The sequence below is a fragment of the Paracoccus wurundjeri genome, assembly GCF_030678915.1.
GTDB lineage: Bacteria > Pseudomonadota > Alphaproteobacteria > Rhodobacterales > Rhodobacteraceae > Paracoccus > Paracoccus onubensis_A.
Window position 1 is genome coordinate 175,845 of record NZ_JAUUTZ010000003.1, and the last position, 20,909, is coordinate 196,753.

Annotated in this window: 20 protein-coding genes, 2 tRNA genes and 2 pseudogenes; 14 read left to right on the top strand and 10 right to left on the bottom strand. The window is 57.9% G+C overall.

Annotation, left to right across the window (positions count from 1 at the left end; all coding sequences use genetic code 11):
• Positions 1–101: 101 nt before the first annotated feature.
• Positions 102–473, bottom strand: coding sequence for a hypothetical protein (locus tag Q0601_RS04855; RefSeq protein WP_305287706.1), 372 nt, complete (start codon positions 471–473; stop codon positions 102–104).
• A gap of 271 nt (positions 474–744) precedes the next feature.
• On the bottom strand, positions 745–1,620 hold the full coding sequence (locus Q0601_RS04860) for a hypothetical protein (protein ID WP_305287708.1): 876 nt from the start codon (positions 1,618–1,620) through the stop codon (positions 745–747).
• Between the two features lie 118 nt (positions 1,621–1,738).
• Between Q0601_RS04860 and Q0601_RS04865 the strand changes: the two genes are divergently transcribed.
• The 3 genes from Q0601_RS04865 (at position 1,739) to Q0601_RS04875 (ending at position 3,952) form a co-directional block, all read left to right on the top strand.
• Entirely contained in the window at positions 1,739–3,451 is a 1,713-nt protein-coding gene (locus Q0601_RS04865; RefSeq protein ID WP_305287710.1) for an ABC transporter permease, read from the top strand.
• Positions 3,452–3,469: 18 nt separating this feature from the next.
• Positions 3,470–3,545 (top strand) — tRNA-Thr (locus Q0601_RS04870).
• Positions 3,546–3,875: 330 nt separating this feature from the next.
• Positions 3,876–3,952, top strand: a tRNA-Met gene (locus tag Q0601_RS04875).
• A gap of 182 nt (positions 3,953–4,134) precedes the next feature.
• Here the strand turns inward: Q0601_RS04875 and Q0601_RS04880 are convergent.
• From Q0601_RS04880 to Q0601_RS04890, 3 genes and pseudogenes are all read right to left on the bottom strand, one after another.
• Positions 4,135–4,344: a phage head-tail joining protein gene (locus Q0601_RS04880; RefSeq protein ID WP_305287712.1), complete on the bottom strand. Its 210-nt coding sequence runs from the start codon at positions 4,342–4,344 to the stop codon at positions 4,135–4,137.
• 1 nt (position 4,345) lies between these two features.
• Positions 4,346–4,564, bottom strand: a complete 219-nt coding sequence (locus tag Q0601_RS24860) for a phage major capsid protein (RefSeq protein ID WP_441847968.1) — start codon at positions 4,562–4,564, stop codon at positions 4,346–4,348.
• 7 nt (positions 4,565–4,571) lie between these two features.
• A pseudogene (locus Q0601_RS04890) lies at positions 4,572–5,380 on the bottom strand (IS3 family transposase); the annotation flags it as partial.
• Between the two features lie 69 nt (positions 5,381–5,449).
• On the opposite strand from Q0601_RS04890, the pseudogene Q0601_RS04895 reads away from it, so the two are divergent.
• A pseudogene (locus Q0601_RS04895) lies at positions 5,450–6,284 on the top strand (IS630 family transposase); the annotation flags it as partial.
• A 121-nt stretch (positions 6,285–6,405) separates the two neighbouring features.
• Here the strand turns inward: Q0601_RS04895 and Q0601_RS04900 are convergent.
• From Q0601_RS04900 to Q0601_RS04920, 5 genes are all read right to left on the bottom strand, one after another.
• Entirely contained in the window at positions 6,406–7,164 is a 759-nt protein-coding gene (locus tag Q0601_RS04900; protein ID WP_305287714.1) for a DUF5020 family protein, read from the bottom strand.
• A 138-nt stretch (positions 7,165–7,302) separates the two neighbouring features.
• A complete protein-coding gene (locus Q0601_RS04905; protein WP_305287716.1) occupies positions 7,303–8,385 on the bottom strand; it encodes a BMP family ABC transporter substrate-binding protein in 1,083 nt (360 codons plus the stop codon).
• 25 nt (positions 8,386–8,410) lie between these two features.
• Positions 8,411–9,334, bottom strand: a complete 924-nt coding sequence (locus Q0601_RS04910) for an ABC transporter permease (RefSeq protein WP_305287718.1) — start codon at positions 9,332–9,334, stop codon at positions 8,411–8,413.
• Positions 9,331–10,419, bottom strand: coding sequence for an ABC transporter permease (locus Q0601_RS04915; protein ID WP_305287720.1), 1,089 nt, complete (start codon positions 10,417–10,419; stop codon positions 9,331–9,333). The genes Q0601_RS04910 and Q0601_RS04915 overlap by 4 nt, the downstream gene beginning before the upstream one ends.
• Positions 10,416–11,954: an ABC transporter ATP-binding protein gene (locus tag Q0601_RS04920; protein WP_305287722.1), complete on the bottom strand. Its 1,539-nt coding sequence runs from the start codon at positions 11,952–11,954 to the stop codon at positions 10,416–10,418. Before Q0601_RS04920 ends, Q0601_RS04915 begins: the two co-directional genes overlap by 4 nt.
• Before the next feature lie 257 nt (positions 11,955–12,211).
• Between Q0601_RS04920 and Q0601_RS04925 the strand changes: the two genes are divergently transcribed.
• From Q0601_RS04925 to Q0601_RS04970, 10 genes are all read left to right on the top strand, one after another.
• Entirely contained in the window at positions 12,212–13,150 is a 939-nt protein-coding gene (locus Q0601_RS04925) for a LysR family transcriptional regulator (RefSeq protein WP_305287724.1), read from the top strand.
• A 471-nt stretch (positions 13,151–13,621) separates the two neighbouring features.
• Positions 13,622–14,677, top strand: coding sequence for an aromatic ring-hydroxylating oxygenase subunit alpha (locus tag Q0601_RS04930; RefSeq protein ID WP_305287726.1), 1,056 nt, complete (start codon positions 13,622–13,624; stop codon positions 14,675–14,677).
• Between the two features lie 5 nt (positions 14,678–14,682).
• Positions 14,683–15,504 (top strand): hypothetical protein, encoded by an 822-nt coding sequence (locus Q0601_RS04935; RefSeq protein WP_305287728.1) that lies wholly within the window; start codon positions 14,683–14,685, stop codon positions 15,502–15,504.
• Positions 15,501–16,034: a Rieske 2Fe-2S domain-containing protein gene (locus tag Q0601_RS04940; protein ID WP_305287730.1), complete on the top strand. Its 534-nt coding sequence runs from the start codon at positions 15,501–15,503 to the stop codon at positions 16,032–16,034. Before Q0601_RS04935 ends, Q0601_RS04940 begins: the two co-directional genes overlap by 4 nt.
• Entirely contained in the window at positions 16,031–16,672 is a 642-nt protein-coding gene (locus tag Q0601_RS04945) for a glutathione S-transferase family protein (protein WP_305287732.1), read from the top strand. The genes Q0601_RS04940 and Q0601_RS04945 overlap by 4 nt, the downstream gene beginning before the upstream one ends.
• On the top strand, positions 16,669–17,616 hold the full coding sequence (locus tag Q0601_RS04950) for a PDR/VanB family oxidoreductase (RefSeq protein ID WP_305287734.1): 948 nt from the start codon (positions 16,669–16,671) through the stop codon (positions 17,614–17,616). Before Q0601_RS04945 ends, Q0601_RS04950 begins: the two co-directional genes overlap by 4 nt.
• 7 nt (positions 17,617–17,623) lie before the next feature.
• On the top strand, positions 17,624–17,851 hold the full coding sequence (locus tag Q0601_RS04955; RefSeq protein ID WP_305287737.1) for a hypothetical protein: 228 nt from the start codon (positions 17,624–17,626) through the stop codon (positions 17,849–17,851).
• A 107-nt stretch (positions 17,852–17,958) separates the two neighbouring features.
• Positions 17,959–18,630 (top strand): Rieske (2Fe-2S) protein, encoded by a 672-nt coding sequence (locus Q0601_RS04960; protein WP_305287739.1) that lies wholly within the window; start codon positions 17,959–17,961, stop codon positions 18,628–18,630.
• A 58-nt stretch (positions 18,631–18,688) separates the two neighbouring features.
• Positions 18,689–19,543 (top strand): aromatic ring-hydroxylating oxygenase subunit alpha, encoded by an 855-nt coding sequence (locus tag Q0601_RS04965; protein WP_305287741.1) that lies wholly within the window; start codon positions 18,689–18,691, stop codon positions 19,541–19,543.
• A gap of 1 nt (position 19,544) precedes the next feature.
• On the top strand, positions 19,545–20,171 hold the full coding sequence (locus Q0601_RS04970; protein ID WP_305287742.1) for a glutathione S-transferase family protein: 627 nt from the start codon (positions 19,545–19,547) through the stop codon (positions 20,169–20,171).
• The last annotated feature ends 738 nt before the right edge of the window (positions 20,172–20,909 follow it).

Below are 20,909 nucleotides of genomic sequence, written 5' to 3' on the forward strand. Positions count from 1 at the left end.
GGCATGTTAGCGCATGAGACAGGCTCATGCCTTGCTGGTAAGCCGCCGCTCGCACCGGGTCCTGTGATCCGGCGCCCGAATACCACGGTATCCGAAGAAGATCACTCGGACGGGGTTTGCTCCTGTTCGGGCTCTGCTACCGGCTCTTCCGGTGAACTGTCCGAAGCCTCGGATGCGTGATCCGCCGGGGGCGTGGCGACGGCTTCGGTTGATGGCTCAGCCGAGGGCGCCGGTGCAGGCTCGTCCGAAGGGGCCGGAGCGGGTTCCGCAGAAGGCTCGGACGTGGATTCCGAGGTCTGCTCCGCAGAGGCATCGGGCGCCGGCTGGGCCGTCTCTTCTTCGGAAAGAATCTCGTCTGTCTTGGCTTTGATCTGATCGCCCGTCTGTGGGCTTATGAGACCGTAGCTGACAGCGAAACCGACGAGCAGAGCGATAGCGGCTCCGACAATTGCAGTTTTTAATTTCTTCGACATCTGGGACTGCTTTCCATGAGGCGACTGACGCGGTGACTATGCGAGCCATGCCCGAAAACGAAAATCCGGATAACTGCGAGCAGGCGGTTCATGGATGCTGCGGGATTCCGCCGCGGAACTCAACCCTTTCTAATCATTATAGGCGCTTAGTTGCACGGATGGGGATTGCAAGCGGTTGCGGGTCCGGTCACGTTCTTCGGAATGAAAGTGTCCGGGAACCGCCGGTGAATGGCCGCCTGTCCGGCACCGTGACCGGATACACGACGCCAGGTCACGGCATGATGAATTCCACTCCGGGCATCACGGTAATTTCCGCGACATCCTGATAGTAATTTTCAGTCATCCGATCGACCAGATCCTGTGTCCAGCCGGGCATATCGATTTCTTGTTCAAGCGCGTCGGCCTTTGCATGATCCTGCAGGAAACGGGCACATATTTCCCGGCGCGCGGCGACGGATAACCGATCCTGGGCCCCCAATGTCTCGCGCAGGTTCTGGAATGCCTGCGCGTCCAGCAATTCCTGCATGTAAAGCATCGTTGCTTTCATCGGTATGTCAGGATCCACATCGCCGATCAGGCGGGTGATCTCCGGCCAGATAAGCGGCGCATCCTCGTGGCACCAAAGCACGACGCGTCGTCCCTGAACCGCCTGCACCAACTGCCTTGCCGGTTCCCGCCAACGAAGCGCCTCGGGCGGATGACCCTGCATGAATTTCGCATAATCGCCTCCCCAGAATTGGGGCAGCATATCCGCAAGCAGCGTCGCGGGATTCCGGATGGCCGCGAAAATTTCGACGTCATGATTAGGGAACAGATTCACAAGCGATGCCGCGCGGGTTCCGAGTTGCCAGTAGAATCCCGGTTGCCCGACGATTCGTCCAACCGCTCCAAGGAAACTGGTGCTGGAGAAGATCGCCCGCTGCGGGTCCTCGGTCACCAGCAGACTGTCCAGAAGCAGCGCTTCTATCTCATTTGTCGCGGTTCCGCCCTGAAGTTGCATCAATGTCTGATCGAGAAATTCGCTATGTCGTTCGGGAGGGACGATTTCCGTACCCTGCCGTAACAGTTCATCATTGTTTTCCTTCAGTGTTTTAAGCAGTCTGTCGCCATCCGTACCATGTACACCAATATGAAATGCCAACTTCATTCGTCTTACTCTCCCGAACAGGCTTGCCCCGCTATTTCACTGGCGGTGAAATGCGGATCGACAGGCACAGTAACCGGCAATCGTGGACAGTGAAACCGCTTTGCTCTATCGGCGCGTCATGAGCGCTTCTGATACGCCCAAGCGGCGCCGCCACGCCGATCATGACACCCTTCGCCGGAATGACGGGCAATGGTGGTCGATGGTGGCGTTGCTGATCGCCTGTCTGGTGCTGATGCCGGTGGCGGCCGTGGTCTGGATGGCACTGAAGCCGACGGAAAATATCTGGCCGCATCTCATGAATTCCGTGCTGCCGCGATATCTGTCGAATACGGTCATTCTGGCTTTGGGGACCGGTTCTCTGTCAGCGGTCATGGGGGCAGGAACAGCCTGGCTGATCAGCATTTATGACTTTCCGGGCAGGAAATGGCTGCAATGGCTTCTGCTCATTCCCCTTGCCGTGCCTGCCTATATCGGCGCTTATGCATTGGCGGATTTCCTTGACTATTCGGGTCCGGTTCAGACCGCATTGCGCGGATGGTTCGGCTGGTCGAATGCGCGGGATTACTGGTTTCCCCGGGTCCGGTCGATCGAGGCGGCAATCCTCGTGCTGTCGGCGGCGCTTTATCCCTATGTCTATCTTTTGACCCGGGCTGCCCTGCACGAGCAATCCGGCAGTGCCTATGAGGTCGCACGAGCCCTTGGCGCAGGGCCTTGGGGGCTGTTCCGCCGCGTCGGCCTGCCACTGGCGCGTCCCGCCATCGTTGCGGGCTCCGCCATCGCCATGATGGAGACGGTCGCGGATTACGGCGTGGTCAGTTATTTTGGTGTACAGACCCTGAATACCGGCATTTTCACGACCTGGCTCGAACGGCGGAATGCCGGTGGTGCGGCGCAGATCGCCTGCGTCATCCTTCTGGTGGTGGTGATCCTTGCCTTGTGGGAGCGTGCCGCCCGGCGCAAGGCCCGATATCATCAAAGCCCGCGCCAGCCTCGCCCGGTCACCCGGCAAAACCTGAAAGGGGTTGCGGCGATCACTGCGACAATTCTTTGTACGATTCCGGTTGGACTGGGTTTCGTGCTGCCGGTCGGCGTGATTCTGAAATACGCTCTTGCCTATCCCGAAGGGTGGATCACGCCCGGGCTGGGGTTGGCCGTGTGGCATACGATCAGTCTTGGCGGAATTGCGACCCTCCTGACGGTAGGGTTTGCCCTTGTCATGGTCTATGGTGTCCGGCTGTCCGGGCGCAGACTGCCGCGCTTGCTTCTGCCCGTCACGATGATCGGTTATGCCGCGCCCGGGGCGGTGCTGGCGGTCGGCATTCTTATTCCCCTTGCCGCATTGGATCACCGGGTGGCCGATCTCGTGGAAAGTCTGACCGGCAGCGATCCCGGCCTGATCCTGACAGGCAGCGGAGCCGCGATCGTCTTCGCCTATATGGTGCGCTTCTTCGCCATAGGGCAGGGCGCGGTGGACGCGGCATTTACCCGTATCTCCCCTTCGCTGCCTATGGCGGCCCGTTCGCTGGGACGCAACAACCGGGCAGTGCTGAAGGATATATTCGTGCCGCTGATGCGCGGCTCGGTCGGATCCGCGATGCTTCTGGTTTTCGTGGATTGCTGCAAGGAATTGCCAGCGACATTGCTGCTGCGCCCGTTCAACTACGAAACCCTCGCGACACGGGTTCACGAGAAGGCCAGTCTCGAAGATCTGGGTAACGCAGCGCCGGCGGCCTTGCTGGTCATGTGCGTGGGCTTGCTGGCGGTGTTTTTACTGGCACGCGCCAACCCCGGCTTGCGTATTGCCGACTCTCACGCTATTCGGGTCGCCTAGGCGGAATCTGCCCGCCATGCCGGTTTAGCTCAGCAGGTAGAGCAGCTGATTTGTAATCAGAAGGTCGCGGGTTCGATTCCTGCAACCGGCACCAAAAAAATAAAATAAAAACAGCCGACTATACCTTCTCGTAGCACTATTCCTTCGACTGCAAAAATAGCTAGCGGAATCAAATCGGAATCAATCCAAAGGGAAGCGTAGCGAAAAATCGGCAGCTCTCACAAATTCGTGAATATGCCTCCGTCCGTATGAATGTGACCTGAGTTGACCAGAGTAACGTCTGAGATGTTCTCTTTTGCTCGAAAGTGATTGATGGGCTGGCTTACAGATTTGTCGAATGGAAGTGGCAAGAAATACTCTTCTCAGATCACACACTTACTATTGAACTCAAAAACGATGGAAGAGTGGGCGAATAAACTAGTTGGGCAGGGTAGAGCGGCTCGGTAGCTCGTCAGGCTCATAACCTGAAGGTCGTAGGTTCAAATCCTACCCCCGCAACCAAAAATTACTAAAAGATATCAAACACATAGGCCGCCCTCCGGGCGGCTTTTGCGTGTCGCGTCGTGTTGCAAGGTCCTCCCGAGCACTCCCCAAAGATTCCAAAGGCTTACTAATACCCCCGATTCCTCCGTGCAACACGGATGCGACACGGGATGGTACCGCTGTTCCGCAGATGTTCCGGTTTACAGTCCTTTGGACGACGCGATGCGGACGACCGAGATGCGGTCGGTCGCCCCTGCGATCTGCCGGTTGAGGTCAGCGAGCGCGGCGGCCATCTCGCCGTCGCTCGCGTAGGTGACGCGCTTGCCGTCGTATTCGACGGTTCGGACGCCCTGGTAGCGCGCGGCCATCAGGGCGTCGCGCCAGGCAGTGAGCTGGGCGAGGTCGGCCACGTTACGCCCCGGCGTTCATGAACCAGCCGCGGTGGTCGATGAAGCCCGCGCCGAAATCCAAGATCACTCTGATCTCCACGCCGTCCACGTCCCAGCCCGACCGGCTTTCGACCTGCGGGCCCTCCGCGCCCGAGAGATAAGCGAACTCCAGACCTTCGATCTCGCCGGGGTCGGCGGTGACCCCATGACCTGCTGACCTAAGCAGCCAGAACTTCCCGATATAGGACGTTGTCGGATACGATCATACCGGGCCGACCACGCCGTTCGATCAGAGCGGTCAACTCCCGTGCCACCCGCCGCCCCGAGATCGAGGTATCCGGGATGGCGGCCAGGCATTCCCGGGTAACATCGTCGACCACGTTCAGCACTCGGAAACGCTGACCGTTGGCAAACTGATCGTGGACGAAATCCAGCGACCAGCGTGCATTGGGCCGCGCCTCGACCAGGATCGGCGCTCGTGTCCCGATCGCCTTGCGCCGAGCCTTCCGTTTGCGCACCGTCAACCCTTCCTCGCGATACAAACGGTAGATCCGATTGATCCCGGAAGGTTCGCCCTCGCGTCGCAACAGGATGAAGAGTCGCCGATAGCCGAACCGACGACGCTCATTGGCAAGTTCTCGCAGCCGCCCACGCAATTCCGTGTCGGGCGGGCGTTGTGACCGATAGCGGATCATCTTCCGATCCGCACCGACGATGAGGCAGGCCCGTCGTTCCGACAGGTCGTGTTCGGCCTGCAGATATGCGACGGCTTCGCGCTTCACGGCGGGCCCTACCACTTTTTTGAAACCAGATCCTTCATGGCCGCCAGATCGAGCATCTGTTCGGCCAGCAGCTTCTTCAGCTTCGCGTTCTCATCCTCAAGCACCTTCAGCCGTTTCGCCTCCGAAACCGTCATGCCGCCGAACTTGGCCTTCCAGTTGTAGAAGGTGCCTTCCGACATGCCGTGCTTGCGGCACAGATCGGCGCACTTCGCACCGGCCTCATGCTCAGCCAGGATGCTGATGATCTGCTCGTCCGTAAATCTTGTTCGCTTCATTGTCCGTCCTCAACTTGGATCGGACTCTAATCGCATCTGGAGGAAAAATCCCGTGGCAGGTCACTGGATCAAAGGGTCCGGGAAACGGGGTCGTCGGAGCCTTCGCCGCAGGGACGACCGCCGGGTGCAGGGCCACTGGCGGCCTTCCGGGATTATCTCATCGGACTGGTGGAAGCGCGTCCCGACATCACCTTGCGTGAATTGGCCGAGACGCTGGAGGCCGCCCACCGGCACCGCACGCATCAATCCTCGATCTCGCGCCTGCTGAAGGCCGCCGGGTTCTCATATAAAAAAATCGCTGATGGCCAGCGAGTGTGGGCGCGATGACGTAAAGCGTAAGCGACGCGAGTGGATCGCCCTGCGCCAGCCCCGGATGCGGGAGGAGCCGCACCGGCTGGTGTTCATCGACGAAACCGGCACCACCACGAAGATGACCCGGCTGCGCGGGCGAGCGAAACGCGGCGAGAGGCTGCAGGCCACTGCGCCGTTCGGTCATTGGAAAACCCAGACCTTTATCGCTGCCCTGCGCCATGACGGCCTCACCGCACCCTGGGTGATCAACGGGCCGATGAACCGCGAGATGTTCGAGCTCTATATCGAAACCCAGCTCGCTCCAAGCTTGGAACCCGGCGACGTCGTCATTCTCGATAACCTCGCAGCCCACAAGAGCGAAAAGGCCAAGGCGATCCTGCGCGAGTGCGGCGCATGGTTTCTGTTCCTGCCGCCATACAGTCCCGATCTGAACCCGATCGAGATGGCATTCTCCAAACTCAAAGCGCATCTGCGACGCATCGGGGCCAGAACCATAAATGCCTTATGGCAAGCCGTCGGTGAAATCTGTGACCTCTACGATCCGGGTGAATGTTGGAGCTATTTCAAAGCCGCAGGATACGCGTCCGATTAAATGCAAAGCGCTCTAGCCTTGGTGGACATTATCTCTCACTACCTATCGGCGGCAGAGCGGGGAAACCGGACGCTCACGGAGAGGCCACTGACCCAATCAACTCACATCGCCATCATGGGGACTAGAACCTCAAGGCTGCAAATGCGCTGATCGAGTTGTCGTCCACGTCTTTCACGCCGTACTTGTTCTTGTAGTACGTATATTCCAGACCCAGGATGGCGCCGCCTTCCTTGCCGACATCCCAGCGCAGTTGGGGAGAGAAGACGATCTGGCTTTCGAAGCCATCGCCTTGTTCCCCGATAAAGTCTGCAAATCCCCGGATCGACAGGTTTTCATTGCCTATCTCGAAGGGATAATCCCAGACAAAGGTTATCTGGTATGTCGTGTCGAGGTCGCGATCAAATGGATCATCGACATTTTTATAGACATAGGCACCGGCCGTGAGGACGGAAAAGCCGCTCACGTTCAGGTCGGCGCGGACACCCGGAGCGATGACTAGGAAATCCTCGCCATGGTTGATGCCAAGGTCCGGTCCGATGTCCTTGACGAACGCGCCTTCGGGGAATGTCAGCCCCATGGCCTTGCCGCTCAGATGCAGCCAGGCCTCGGCGTAGTGGTTATTGTCCGACCCGGCTCCTTTATGGTCCTTGTTGAGATCGACGAAATAGAAAAGATCGCCCCAGTCGAACAGGGTGTAGTGTTCGAACGTCAGGGTGGTACGGGTGGTTGAGTCAAGGCTGTTGGCGCCTAGATGAAACCCATCGCCATAGTGTAACTGTATCTCGCCACTGGAAAAAAGCACCTCGGCATGAACTCCATGCCCGACGTTGCCCAAGCCCAGTGCCAGCATTGAAGCTTGGATGATGCGGTGTTTTGTCATAAGTCTTCCTCCTGTTGGAGCAGGTTTTTCTGCTTTTGTGATGTTCTGGAAGGTCATCGGCATACACTCGGGAGGTAGATGGCCGATGGGAGGATCAGCCCGTTTCGCGGCCGATTCTGAGGCAATGGCAGCGAACGACTAGTTCTGCAACTGCGAGTCGATGCCTTGGACTAGGAAATCCATGCTCTTTATCTCGGACGTGTCCAGCGTCTTTCCGGAAGCGATCGCCTCCGACCCGTCATTGTTCATGACCGGACCGGTGAAGGGATCGAAACTACCCTCGCGCATCGCGTCCTGCTTTGACAGGATCGCCGCCCGCTGCTCGTCCGTCAGATCCTTCGACAATCCCGCCACTTCCATGGCCCCTTCGGCGACTCCGGCAAAGGTATCCTTCCCTTCGAAGGTTCCATCAATGACAGACTGGACAACATCGGCATAGACGACCCCGAAATTGGCCTGCCCTGCGCACAGGTGCTTGGTCGGCGCGTGGGTGGTATTGTCGCTGAGCGTCGTGACAGCATAGACTCCCTTTTCCTCAGCCGCAGCTACAGCAGACGGGGAACCCGGAAACAGCGAATAGACCACGTCGACGCCTTGCGAAATCAGGCTTCCCACCGAGGACCGGGCGCGCGCCGGATCATACCAGGCATTTAGCCACACAACCTTCACCGGCTTGAGATCCGGGTTGACGCTCTGCGCTCCCAAGACATAGGCGTTGAGGATGCCGAGGACTTCCGGCAGCGGGAAGGCGGCCACGACACCAAGCCGCTGGTTCTTGGTCGCATAGCCCGCCGCCATGCCGCACAGATAGGAGGTCTGATAGTGCCGCGTCGTAAATGTCGCGAAGTTGGGAAGATTCTTGTACCCGCCGATGTGCAGGACTTTCAGGTCAGGCGATCTTTTAGCCAAGGCCAGGCCATCGCTCATGTGTCCGAACGAACCCAAAATCAGGAGGTCCGTCCCATTCGCCACAAGCCGGTTCATGGCTCGCGCGGCGTTGGGCCCCTCGCCGACCGAATCCACGACCGTCACGTTTATCTTGTCCCCGAACCGTTCCTCGAGAACCTCTTTGCCGCGGACGACCTCGTGGTCCCAGCCGACATCGCCAATCGCATTGGGTGCCATAATTGCCACATCGAGCGGTTCCTGGGCAAACAGTGCCCCGGACCATGACATGGAAAGGACTGCACCAAGCAAGGGTGCGCGAATGATTTGATACATGATTGCTCCTGTTGATCGTTTGTTTTTATTTTGATGGTCGAAAGTTCTGGCCCAGCGAAACCGGTGCGTTTAGCCGGATCAGGAGTGCGTTCCTAGAAACAGCTGCAAGAACGACGATGGTCATGATATAGGGCAGGGATGTCATGATTTGGGGCGGGACGCTGAAACCTGTAGCCTGCACGGCCAAATCCCCCAGCAGGAGCGCCCCGAAAAGATAGGCTCCGAATGCGATCCTGAGCGGCCGCCAAGTGCCGAACACCACCAATGCGAAGGCGATCCATCCCCGACCGGCGATCAGGCCGTCTGACCAGCCGGGCGTCAGGATCGTCGAGGCATAGGCGCCACCCAGACCTGACATGACGGCGCCGAAGATGATCGCGAACAGGCGAATGCGGATCACGGCAAAGCCCAGATTATGCGCGACGGCCGGTTCTTCGCCCACGACCTTCGTGATGCGGCCGTGGCGCGTCCTGGCAAAGAACCACCAGGTCAGAAACGCAGCCGCAAAGGCAAAATAGGTGACGACATTCTGCCGGAACAGGATCGGTCCGACAACGGGCAGGTCCGACAGGACGGGCAACAACAGGTTTGCCGGAGCCATCATGGTTAGGTTCTCGAAATTTCGCCCGGCCAGGCCGGAAAGCCCAAGGCCCAGTATTCCGACGGCCAGCCCGGAAATGATCTGGTTTGCCGAAAAGCCCAGCACGAGGATCGAGAAGATCAGCGACAGCGCCACGGACGCGCCGACTACAAGACCGAAGCCCAGCACGATGTTTCCCGTCTGATAGGTGACGGCAAATGCCATGGCTGCCGCGAATGCCATCATGCCTTCCACGGAAAGGTTCATGACCCCTGTTTTCTCTACCACTACCTCGCCAATCGCGGCAAGCAGAAGGGGCGTGGCGGTTGCGAAGGCGCCAGCCAGGACAAAAATGATCGTATCAGTCATGCCCTTGCCTCCGGCTGGATTCTTACGATGCGGTAATGGACCAAGGCGAACGAGGCGAGATAGAACACGAGAACCATACCCTGGAAGATCACCGGCGCAGCCGGGGGGAGACCCGCATCAATGATCGCACCGTCCGCGCCGACATAGACGATCGCCATGAATGTCCCCGCCAGCAGTATACCGACCGGATGTAGGCCACCAAGAAAGGCAACGATGATTGCGGCGAAACCGTAGCCGGGCGACAATGTTGGTTGGAGCCGGCCGATCGGACCCGCAATCTCGCCCACTCCAGCTAGGCCCGCCGCGGCACCGCCGATCAGCAGCGTGATCCAGACCGCCTTCTGGGCGCTGAAGCCTGCATAGCTGGCCGCACTTGGGGCAAGCCCCCCCACAAGCAGCGTGTATCCCGAGAAGGTGCGCGTGACATAAATCAGTGCCGCAATCGACAACAGAATGACCACGAAGATGGACGCGTTAGCCCGGAGCATCCCGTCACCCGACAGGAGCGGATACATTGCCACCGGTGGAAAACTTACTGACTGTGGGTATGAAAACCCCATCGGATCCTTGAGAGGCCCGTTGATGAGGAAATAAAGGATCTGCATCGCGATCTGGTTCAGCATTAGCGTCACGATGATCTCGCTGGCATTAAAACGCGTCTTCAGCATCGCGGCGATTCCGGCCCAAGCCGCCCCCGCGATCATCCCGGTAAGTATCATAGCCGGAAGCATCAGAACGTTCTGACTTTCCGGATAGGTGATGGGGATGACACTTGCCGCCACGGCGCCGATGATCAACTGTCCTTCCGCGCCGATGTTCCAGACCTTCGCCCGGAACCCGATGGCCAGACCCTGGGCGATCAGGATCAGCGGCGCAGCCTTTATCACCACCTCGGAAATGTTATACGCCGATGACAGCGGATCGATCAGCAGTCTGTAAAGGCCGCCGAGAGGTGGGGCCCCCAGAAAACCGAACAGGACCATGCTTCCCAGCAATGCCAGAATGAAGGTCACCAGCGGCACGAGCATAATGCTCTTGAGAGAAACCTCGTTTCGTTGGACAAGCGCGTATCGGTTCAACATCATGCCGCCCTCATGGTTTGGTCGAATTCGCCCATCATCATCCGCCCGACATCCTCGGCAGTAACCGACCTGGCTTGGACCGAGGGGGACAGCCGTCCATGATACATGACGTGGATCCGGTCGGAGATCTCGAATATCTCCTCGAGTTCTTCGGAAATCATGAGAATCGCCGTACCCGTATCCCGCAGATCTACCAGTTTCTGCCTGACCATCGCCGCCGCTCCGACATCAATGCCCCAAGTGGGCTGGGAAACGATCAGGATACGGGGTTTCAGCAGGAGTTCGCGGCCCAGTACGAACTTCTGCAAGTTGCCGCCCGAGAGGCTGGACGCGATCGATTGCCGCCCCCGCGAACGGACATCCATGTCGGAAATGCAACTATCAGCAAAATCGGCCTGCTGCCGTCGTCTAATCAATCCCTTTCGGACCAGCCCCGCCCGATGGGCGGTAAGCAGCACGTTATCCGCCAAGCTCATGGTAGGAACCGTCGCACGCCCCAGTCGTTCTTCCGGAACGAACGTTACCCCCAGTTGCCGGCGCATTCCCGGCGGGGCATCCCCCACGGAGCGATCGAAAATGCGAATACTACCGGCCTCATCGCCCTGCAGCCTGATTTCACCTGACAGAAGCCGCGCCAACGTGGACTGGCCGTTGCCCGACACACCTGCAATGCCGACGATCTCGCCCGGGCGGACCACCATCGACACGCTATCGAGGCTTTCTCCCAATGGGTCGGGGTTGTCATAAACCAGATCGCTGACGGCCAACGCTGGCTCGCAGCTCGGTTTCGCCTCGGCATGGCGGGCAGTTGGGATGTCGTGTCCGATCATCAGGCGAGCCAGTTCCGCCGATGTGGCCTGCTGCGGATTCGCCGTTCCCGTGACCCGACCCTGACGCAGAACGACGGCAGAATGGCACAAGTCCCTGATTTCCTCTAGCTTATGCGAGATGTAGAGCATCGCCACGCCACGTCCGGACAGTTTTTTCAGCGTCTCGAAAAGCTGCTTCACACTGTGGGGCGGGAGCACGGATGTCGGCTCATCCAGGATGAGTAGCTTCGGATCCTGCATGAGGCAGCGGATGATCTCAACCCTCTGCCGCTCACCTACCGAAAGGCCATGCACCGGCGACTCAGGATTGATGTTAAGCCCGTATTGGTCCGCCTTCTGCCTAATAATCTCGGATAGTTCGGGTAACGATCCGGGGACGGTCAGCGAGATATTTTCAACGACGCTGATCGTTTCAAACAGCGAGAAATGCTGAAACACCATGCCGATGCCAAGATCACGGGCGACGCTCGGGCTTGTGACGGCGACCTTTTCGCCGTTCCAGACAATCTCGCCCTCATCCGGTTGCTGAATACCGTAGATGGTCTTCATGAGGGTGGACTTGCCCGCGCCGTTTTCACCCAGAATAGCGCAGATCTGGCCCTGTTCCAGCGCAAGATCCACGCTGTCGTTTGCCACATATGTGCCGTATCTCTTGGTAATGTTTTGCAATCGAAGTAATGGGGGGGGATTACCTACCTTGGTCTTCAAATGCTTCTCCCTGTTGTTGAGGACGACGCATGCTGGCAGCAGCCTGGACCAACGCACGCCAAGCTAGCGACAAAAGTCGTGTTATTATTCTTTCTTCACGCAAGGATCGGCTAGAATGTTAAGCTTACCGATCCGCCGAACGCTGGTTCCCTTTTTTGGTAACAAGGCGACCAAGGGGCGAGTAGATAAATTACAGAGACGTTCTGTTCCAGAAATAGAACACTACCCAAGGCTTAAAATGCATAAGGTAGATAAGTATGCAAAAGGTAGAGTTGAAAGACATTCGAAATTTCGTGCTTATTGCCCGGGCGGGCAGTCTGACACGCGCAACGATGGTGTCCGGCGTTCCAAAAGCGACGTTGAGCCACAGTATCCGTCGCTTGGAAGATCTGCTCGAGGTCGAACTGTTCCTCAGGTCCCAAAGGGGATTTCACCTGACCGATGCAGGCAATGCTTTGCTGGACAACAGCGCGCGCGTGTTCGACAGCATCGAAGCTGCGACCAGCGCCGCTCAGCGTGCGCACAGTTCCCTGAACGGCAAGGTTCGCATCTTGGGTAGCACCGAGTTCGGAACCAGCATCATTGGCGCCGCCACCTTGCTGTTGGCGCGCGAGCATCCCGGCTTGTCATTCGAGACCCGGACCTATCCCGGCGACACGCCCCTGCCGGAGCCATCAGACTTCGATTGTTTAATCTTCGTTGGCACGGCGCCGTCGTCCGACCACGTGTGCCGGAAGCTTGGGAACGTCAGCTATCGCGCTTATGCAAGCCCTATCCTGCTAGAGAAGTGGAGTACTCCGGAAAGGATCGACGATCTGTCGCGTATGCCAGGCATCGAATACACGCGAAAGGGCATTGCCGAGCCTTGGCTGCTTCAGGACGATGACGGCAAGCAAGCCGCAAGATACGATATACGGTTCAGCGTGCACGACTACTGGATGGCGAAGTTCTATGCGGTATCAGGCGAAGCCGTCGCCTACTTGCCCGACTTCTTCGTCTACTACGAGGTGGCGCAAGGCAGCCTTGTCCCGTTGCTGAAGCCGCCTGAGGATGTGGATCAGATTTCCGTGTGGGTGATATACGGCGCTGCCCGGCACAAGAACCCGCGCGTAAAGCTGGTAGTTGATACCTTGTGCAAGCAGTTTTCCAGCGTCATTCATCATCCAGGGTATGCCTTGGTCCGCAGAACCGACTGACGGGCTATGTCAACATGCAAAGCGCGCGAGAATGCGCCAGCCATGAGCCGTTCTTAATCAAGATCGTGCGCTTGCGCCCGAGCCAGAAAAGGTCGTGGACTATCGCTAAACATTTCGTCCTTTGTGTCGATCGAATGTAGGTATCCGGTCGATCAAAAAGCCCGACGCCAGTCCGGGGTATATAAGCCGTGGCAGGCAAGTGTCTGTGATCGCGTTGAAAAAACCGGTACTGAGGGTACACGGATGCACGAGCGTATTCCCGGCAACGAGGCTGTATTCAACGACAGGTGCCAAAAGAATGGTTTGGATACGAATCGCCGTCTTTTCGACAGGGTTGCTCACCGTTGCTGCTTCGGTTCGTTCAAAATTCGAAACACAAGGTACAAACTACTGCACTTTTTGAAACGCATTTCCTTCTGCTAGGCTTTTTTATGAAGCAACTATCACAATGGTAGCTAATCGGGGGGAATAATGAACGCCTTGACTCCACTTACCGCAGATCAAAGCTATCTGCGCCATTTCTGGCATCCTGTCGCAACCGTGAACGAACTTGAGGCTGCCGATCCGGCAGGCAACGGTCCGATCGGCAGGACGCTTCTGGATGAACCACTGGTCATCGCCAAACTGGATGGAAAATACGTTGCCATGCGGGACCGTTGCGCGCATCGCTGCGCCCAGCTGTCTGTCGGAAAGGTGCTTGATAACAACCGTATCCAGTGCCCGTATCACGGCTGGGAATACGGCGCCAGCGGCCGCTGCGAACTGATGCCAGCTTGTCCCAACGATGCAATTCCGAAAAAAGCGTTCACGCCCGCCTATGCCTGCGAAGAGCGGTATGGAATCATATGGGTCCGCCTGGACAGCTCGTGGGATTGCACAAATATTCCCTATTGCGAGGCTTGGGAAAACCCCGAGTACAAGCGCCAAATCATCGCAGAACCCTACAACTGGGACAGTTCGGCCGAACGCCGATGGGAAAACTTCACCGACTTCTCACACTTTGCCTATGTGCATCCGGGCACCCTTTATGACCCGGCATATTCGGAACCGGCAATCGTGCCCGTGGATCGCGTGGGCGGCGAGCTTCGCTTCTTTATGGAGCCGGGCCGCGACATGTTGGACACATTGCCGGACGACAGCCCGTTGGGAAGCTGGAACTATCGGAACGCCATGCCGTTCAGCGTCAACCTGTCGATCAGGCTGTACAAGAACGACAAGCCGTTCCTCCTCTGGACGACCTCCAGCCCAATATCGCAGAATTCGTGCCGCAACTTCATGATCATCGCGCATACCGATGACGACATGCCCGACAGTCAGCCGCTCGACTTCCAAAAACTCGTCCTGGCCGAGGATAAGCCCGTCATCGAATCCCAGCCCGGTCCGATCTACCTGGACGAGGTTTCGCTGCCGACGGACAAGATCTCGAACCAGTACCGGAAATGGTTGCGCGAACTCTCCACCGCCGCTGCCAAGGGCGAAGAAGCGTTCAAGGCGGCACTGTTCACCGATATCACAGAAAGCAAGTGACCGGCATGAACGCACGTGAGGACGCAGCGGTCTGGAATCGTTGGTATCCCCTTGGGTCGCCAACGGACATCCGGCGACGGAAGGCAACAAAAACCTGGCTTCTGGGCCACGACATCGATCTTGAAATCCATAAGACTTGGATTTCCGCGTCGAGCGACTCCCGACCTTTGCCGGTGACCGAGCGGCTAGGATATGTCTGGACAAGCCTTGGCACGCCCGATGGACCCCCACAGCAGTTGCTGGAATACTACGAGGTCGATCGCCTGGTGATGAACATCTGGTCAACGCCGATCAAATGTTCGGGCCTGCGGATCGTGGACAACGTGATCGACAACGCGCATTTCCCGTTTCTGCATCCCAACATCCTGGGTGACGATGATCACCTGGACCTGGTTCCGGGAGAGGCCAGTGTGGATACAGCGGGAGCGCTGTGGCTGAAGTCGCAGAAGGCTTGGCTGCCGCTTACGAACTCGGTCGCCGAATACACCTATCGGATCTCGGACCCGTATTCGGTGGTTCTCTTCATCCATCGTCCATCGACACCTGATCGATACGACTATCTCGGCATCTTCACACAGCCCTTGGATGAGGAAAACTTCGTTGCGCACAAGCTGCTTGCGTGGATAAGGGAGGATTGGATGGACGAGCGCCAGTTGAAAGCGGACCAGCAGAGCATCTCGGTCCAGGACAAGTATGTTCTCGAGCGGCATGTCCACAAGAAATTGCCGCTCAATGGTGCGGAAACCTCCATCAAGGTGGACAGCTCTTCTCTAAACTACCGCGAATGGCTGCGGTCCAACCATGTGACCTATGGGGCGATGATATGACCTCGTATGTTGTTGCACTCGAAAAAGATGTCCGCGACTTTTCGATCGTCAGGTCGATGATGGGCGACAAGCCTCTGATCATCTGGCGAGGCATCAGCGGCGCGATCAACGTCTGGCTGGATCGCTGCCCACACCGTTCCGTAAGGCTCAGCGCAGGACGGAACATGGGTGAATATCTCGAAGGCGTGTACCATGGCTGGCGATTCGATGAATCGGGCAAGGTGATGCAGGTTCCCGCACTCCAGGGTCGCCCGCCTGACGACATCTCTGCAACCGTTTATTCCACGGCTGTGGCGGACGGCTTTGTCTGGGCTAGCGAACAAGAATGCTCGCCATCGGGCAGTGCGGGCGAACCGTGCTATCCGGTCCACTTCGCGGCGCCATTCGATCAGGTCAGGCTTCATGTCGACGCCAACGTCAACCATCTCACACCTTGGGGCGTCGATGGAACGATGGTTTACCCGACCGGCAATCCGGTGCAAAGGCGCGCGGAACTGTCGGCCATCAGGCGCAGACTGGAGGAGTCATGATACAGTTGCATGACTATCCCCTTTCGGGGAACTGCTTCAAGGTTCGCTTCCTGCTGGAGCAGCTTGGCCTAGACTACCAATCGATTCTTGTCGATTTTTATCCAGGATACGAGCACAAATCACCGCGGTTTCTTGATATAAATCCGCTGGGACAGCTTCCGGCCATTGTGGATGACGGCGAAGCGATTCGCGATGCACAGGCCATCCTAGTCTATCTTGCAGCCGCATACGACAATTCTGACAAGTGGTTTCCGCGCGACCGTCAGGGCGAGGTCTATCAATGGCTTGCCTTCGCGGATCAACTGACCGGCTCTATCTCAGCCGCGCGGCTGCATGATGCTATGTTCTATCGGTTGGATGTGGGCAAGGCTCGGTCTGACGGCGTCAGGCTGCTGCGCGTCATCGACGAGCATCTCTGGTTCGCAGAGAAAGACGACCTGGAATGGCTGCTGCCGTTGCCGCACCCCACCATCGGAGATGTCGCGTGCTTTCCTTATATTGCACTCGCCGAAGAAGGTGGCATCGACCTGGCTCCGTTTTCCTCCGTGTCGCGCTGGGTGGAGCGCTTCATGAGACTTGAGGGGTTCAAGCCGATGCCTGGCATGATGCCTCTTCCAATGCCGAAGGAAACGCCATGAACACTCAACGGGTAAAGATCAGGCGGATCGTAGAGCAAACGCCCGAAATCCGTTCGTTCGAACTGGTCCCCTGCGATGGATCGTCTGTCAAGTTCACGCCAGGCGACCATATTGACGTCTGCGTTGGCGACGGCCTTATCCGCCAGTACTCGCTTTGGAATGCCCCCAGGGACTGCGACGCCTATCTCATCGGCGTGAAGCGCGAGCAGAATAGCCGGGGCGGATCTGCTGCTATGCACGCACTGAACGAGGGCGATGAGATTGAGGTGAGCCCGCCACGGAATAACTTTGAGCTCCGTTCGGACGAGGGTCCGGTGATCCTTATTGCCGGGGGTATCGGCATCACACCCGTTCTGGCCATGGCGCGTCATCTGCAGTCCGTGAACCGCAAATACGTCCTGCACCTCTTCGCCCGAAGCGCCGAGCATGCGCCGTTCAAAAGCGAACTTGCTGCCTTGGATGAGGCTCCCGTCCATCTTGGTCTTGTTCCGCCGACACTTAACGCCGTTCTAACTGGGATCCTATCCAATCCGACTACCGATGCACGTTTGTATTTCTGCGGACCCGGACCCTTCATGGACCTGATCGAGCAACTGGCAAAGAACTGTGGCTGGAAAAGTGACCGGGTCCACCAAGAACGGTTCAGCGTCGATGCCGATTCTCTCGAACTTGACGGGGAGAGCTTCGAGGTGGTGCTCCAGAAATCGGGTGTCACCCTGACGGTTGCGGAGGACCAAACCATCATCGGTGCGATGGAGGAGGTCGGGCTTGAGCCATTGACATCCTGCGAGCAAGGGGTATGCGGCACCTGCCTGACCACCGTTCTGGAAGGCGAACCTGATCACCGCGATTTATATCTCAATCCGGCCGAAAAGGAATCCGGGACGCTGATCATGCCATGCGTATCGCGTTGCAAGGGTAAGAGACTGGTGCTGGACCTGTGATATGGTAATGCGGCGCATATCTCTTGAAGGATCTCTCAATACCGAGTCCTGTCTTGCCATGGCCAGTCATTTTGCCCGGCGCCTTTCGCTATCGAGCACGATCGCGAACGCGACCCCCAGCCGCATCACGCTGACTCTGACCGGGGACGAACGCCTTATCGACATGTTCGAAATTGCCTGCTGGCTTGGACCGGACGACGTGAACGTCGATACGATCACTGTAGAGACCATCTAGGGTCGGAAATCGAGGCTCGGCGTCATGAGGGACGCTGAAACGGACGCGCTGGACAATGGCACAACCAGCCAGCGTCTAGGGCTGAAAATGCAGAAATGAGGAATGGAATGAAAACTTCAGAACTGGAAGCTGGCTGGTTCCCAGCGGGACTTCAGAACTATGTCCTTCCGAAGACGGCTGGACGCGTCATGATCTTCGACAACGACATTGCCCTGTGGCGCGGCGAGGACGGGAAGATCCGCGCATGGGAAAACAGGTGCCCCCACAGGGGAATGCGCTTGTCCTACGGTATTGTCAGGGGCAACACGCTGACTTGCCTGTACCATGGCTGGACCTATGACGGGGCCGGCGCCTGCGCGGGCATCCCGGCGCATCCCGAACTGACTCCACCCAAGACGATCCGCGCCAAGGCCTATCGCGCGGCGGATTCCGGCGGGTTCATCTGGGTCGCCAATCCAGACGAGACAACGGAAGCGCCATCGATAGAAGGTGACTGGGTTCCCAACCGATCGGTCCATATCGACTTGGCTCCGACCAGCCTGAACGAGCTTATAAAAGGGATGGATGCCGAGTTGGCGTTGAAGATTACCGATCGCGCCGCTGTCGTGCGCGTTCCCGGAGTGACAGGAGAAATCCTCCTCGCGTTCCTGAATATGAAGGAACACGGGGCCATGATCCACACCTCGATTCCCGCCAGTGCATCGGTGGACGCCGCGATCGCGGTCAGCAAGCTGACCGGCCGTCTACGCCAGATATTCAAGGCATCAAGCGCCGCTTGATAGGCACTCAAGTCTAGCAAGTTGATCGTCTCACTTCGACAAGCGAGGAGAATACATTATGACAACCGATAATTTCACCCAGTCGCAATGGTATGCAATTGGCCGCCTTCCCGATTTCGACGGCGTAGCACAGAAGCCCGTTCGGCTGCTTTCCCGTGACTTGACTGTAAGCCACGAAGCTGGCGATCTTTCAGTGAAAGATGCCGAAGGGCACAGCCTTCTGACGCAAGTCCGTTATGGCCATCTATGGACGTCGCTAAGCGATAGGCCTCGCCCGCTTTACGACATGCCGGAATTTGACGAACCGGGTCGGCGTCTTGTCACTGCGGGTGGCGTGGGCGTGCGTTGCTCGGGGCTGCGCTGCGTGGAAAACTTCCTTGACATGGCGCATTTTCCCTTCGTCCATACCGATATCCTCGGCGTGGAAGAGCATTCGAGCGTCGAAAGCTATGACGTCAACATGGATGCGGAACAAGACGAAATCTGGGCGACCAAATGCAAGTTCTTCCAGCCCATGGCATCAGCGGCGGCATCAGGCGGCCAAATGACCGAATACAAGTATCGCGTCCCGCATCCGTATTCGACGATTCTGTACAAGACCTGCCCGATCCAGGAGGATGTCTGGGATCTGGTGGGACTGTTCATCCAGCCCGTGGAAGAGGACGAATGCATCGTCCACTCGTTCATTCTGGTCTTTGACGATGAAAACACCGATACCGGTCTTCTTCACTTCCAGCAGAACATCTTCCTGCAGGATCGGATGATCCTCGAGAACCAGGTTCCCCGGAAACTGCCCCTCGATCCCCGTTGGGAGTTGCCGACCCGAGCAGACGCATCCTCCATCGCCTATCGCCGCTGGCTGAAGGCCAATGAACTTCAGTGGGGGGTCGCCCTCTTCAACGAGGCAGCATGAGATGAAGCTGTTCGACTATGTCCTGTCCGGCAATTGCTACAAGATACGGCTGTTGCTGGATTTCCTTGAGCTTTCCCATGAAAAGCAAGCCGTGGACTTCTTTCCGGGGCGCGAACACAAGTCCGATGCGTTCCTCCAGATAAACCCGCTGGGCCAGATCCCGGTGCTGGAGGACGACGGAGCCTACATCCGGGACGCGCAGGCCATTCTCGTGTATCTCGCCTCGCGCTACGATCCGACGGGAACGTGGTGGCCGATCAACGATCCGTCCGAACTAGGTCGGGTCGCGCAATGGCTGGCCTTCGCGGACAGCATCACGTCCACGGCGTCGGCGGCGAGACTGCATGACGTGCTGGGCTATGACCTCGACGTGGCGCAAGCAAGGGCCGGCGCTCACAAGTTGTTCCGAGTCCTGGATGACCATCTGGCCAACCAGGAGTTACAAGGGTTCAACTGGATCGCGGGATCGAACCCGACGGTGGCGGATATCGCGTGCTTCCCCTATGTGGCGCTGGCAGGGGACGGCGGCATCGAGTTGTTCTATTACCCGGCGATCCAACGCTGGATACGCAGGTTCGTCAAACTACCGCGCTTCAAGCTGATGCCGGGGATCAACATCTTCGACTGACCTGTCAGATTGCCACGACCGGGAACGTCGTCCGCTGTCAGGATACCGTTCCCAGTCCTTTTTTCTTCTCGCGTCAGCGGCGGGCTTGCCGATCTGCTCCTATCGAGTCGGCATCTTCATTTCCTCGGCGCCACTAGGCATATAGACGAAGTGCGCGAGCGCGCTCCAGGCAATGACGGAGAAGACATCGCTCTCTTGGCGGTGCGGCGTAGCGCTCGGCCCTCGCGTTCTGGCGAGGAATAAAGATCAGTCGGCGAGAACTGCTGCAAACGGTTGCTATTGCGCCGAAATGCGTGGGCCTGGATCAGCAAATCCGAGAGGCCCTTCACTCGCTCTCGTTCATTCTGCGCACCAACGCCCCGCCTCTGTTCAGGCCGAGAGGCAAACACTCCTCCTGAACAGGGTCGAATGGCGGCCTGTTACGCTTCGCTGCTGCGCAGGACTGTTTCTATTCGTTGCGCATCCAACGCCGAGAATCGCCCGCTTGCGGTGCTCTGTCTTACCTCTCGATAAATGGCACTCACCTGCCCGTCGAAAGGATAGCTTTCGCTGCTGCGTAATGGAGCGGGGTTTCCGACGCTTCGGCTTTGGGAAAACACAATCGAAGAAAAATTCGCCGTATCTCCGAATGAAGTTCATCGCTGTCACCACAGATCGTCCTTATGCTTTCTGAAATGCCCAGTCGAAAAGGTTTTGTTGTGTTTCTTCGGGTGAAGCACTGCTCGCAGCGATGAAAAA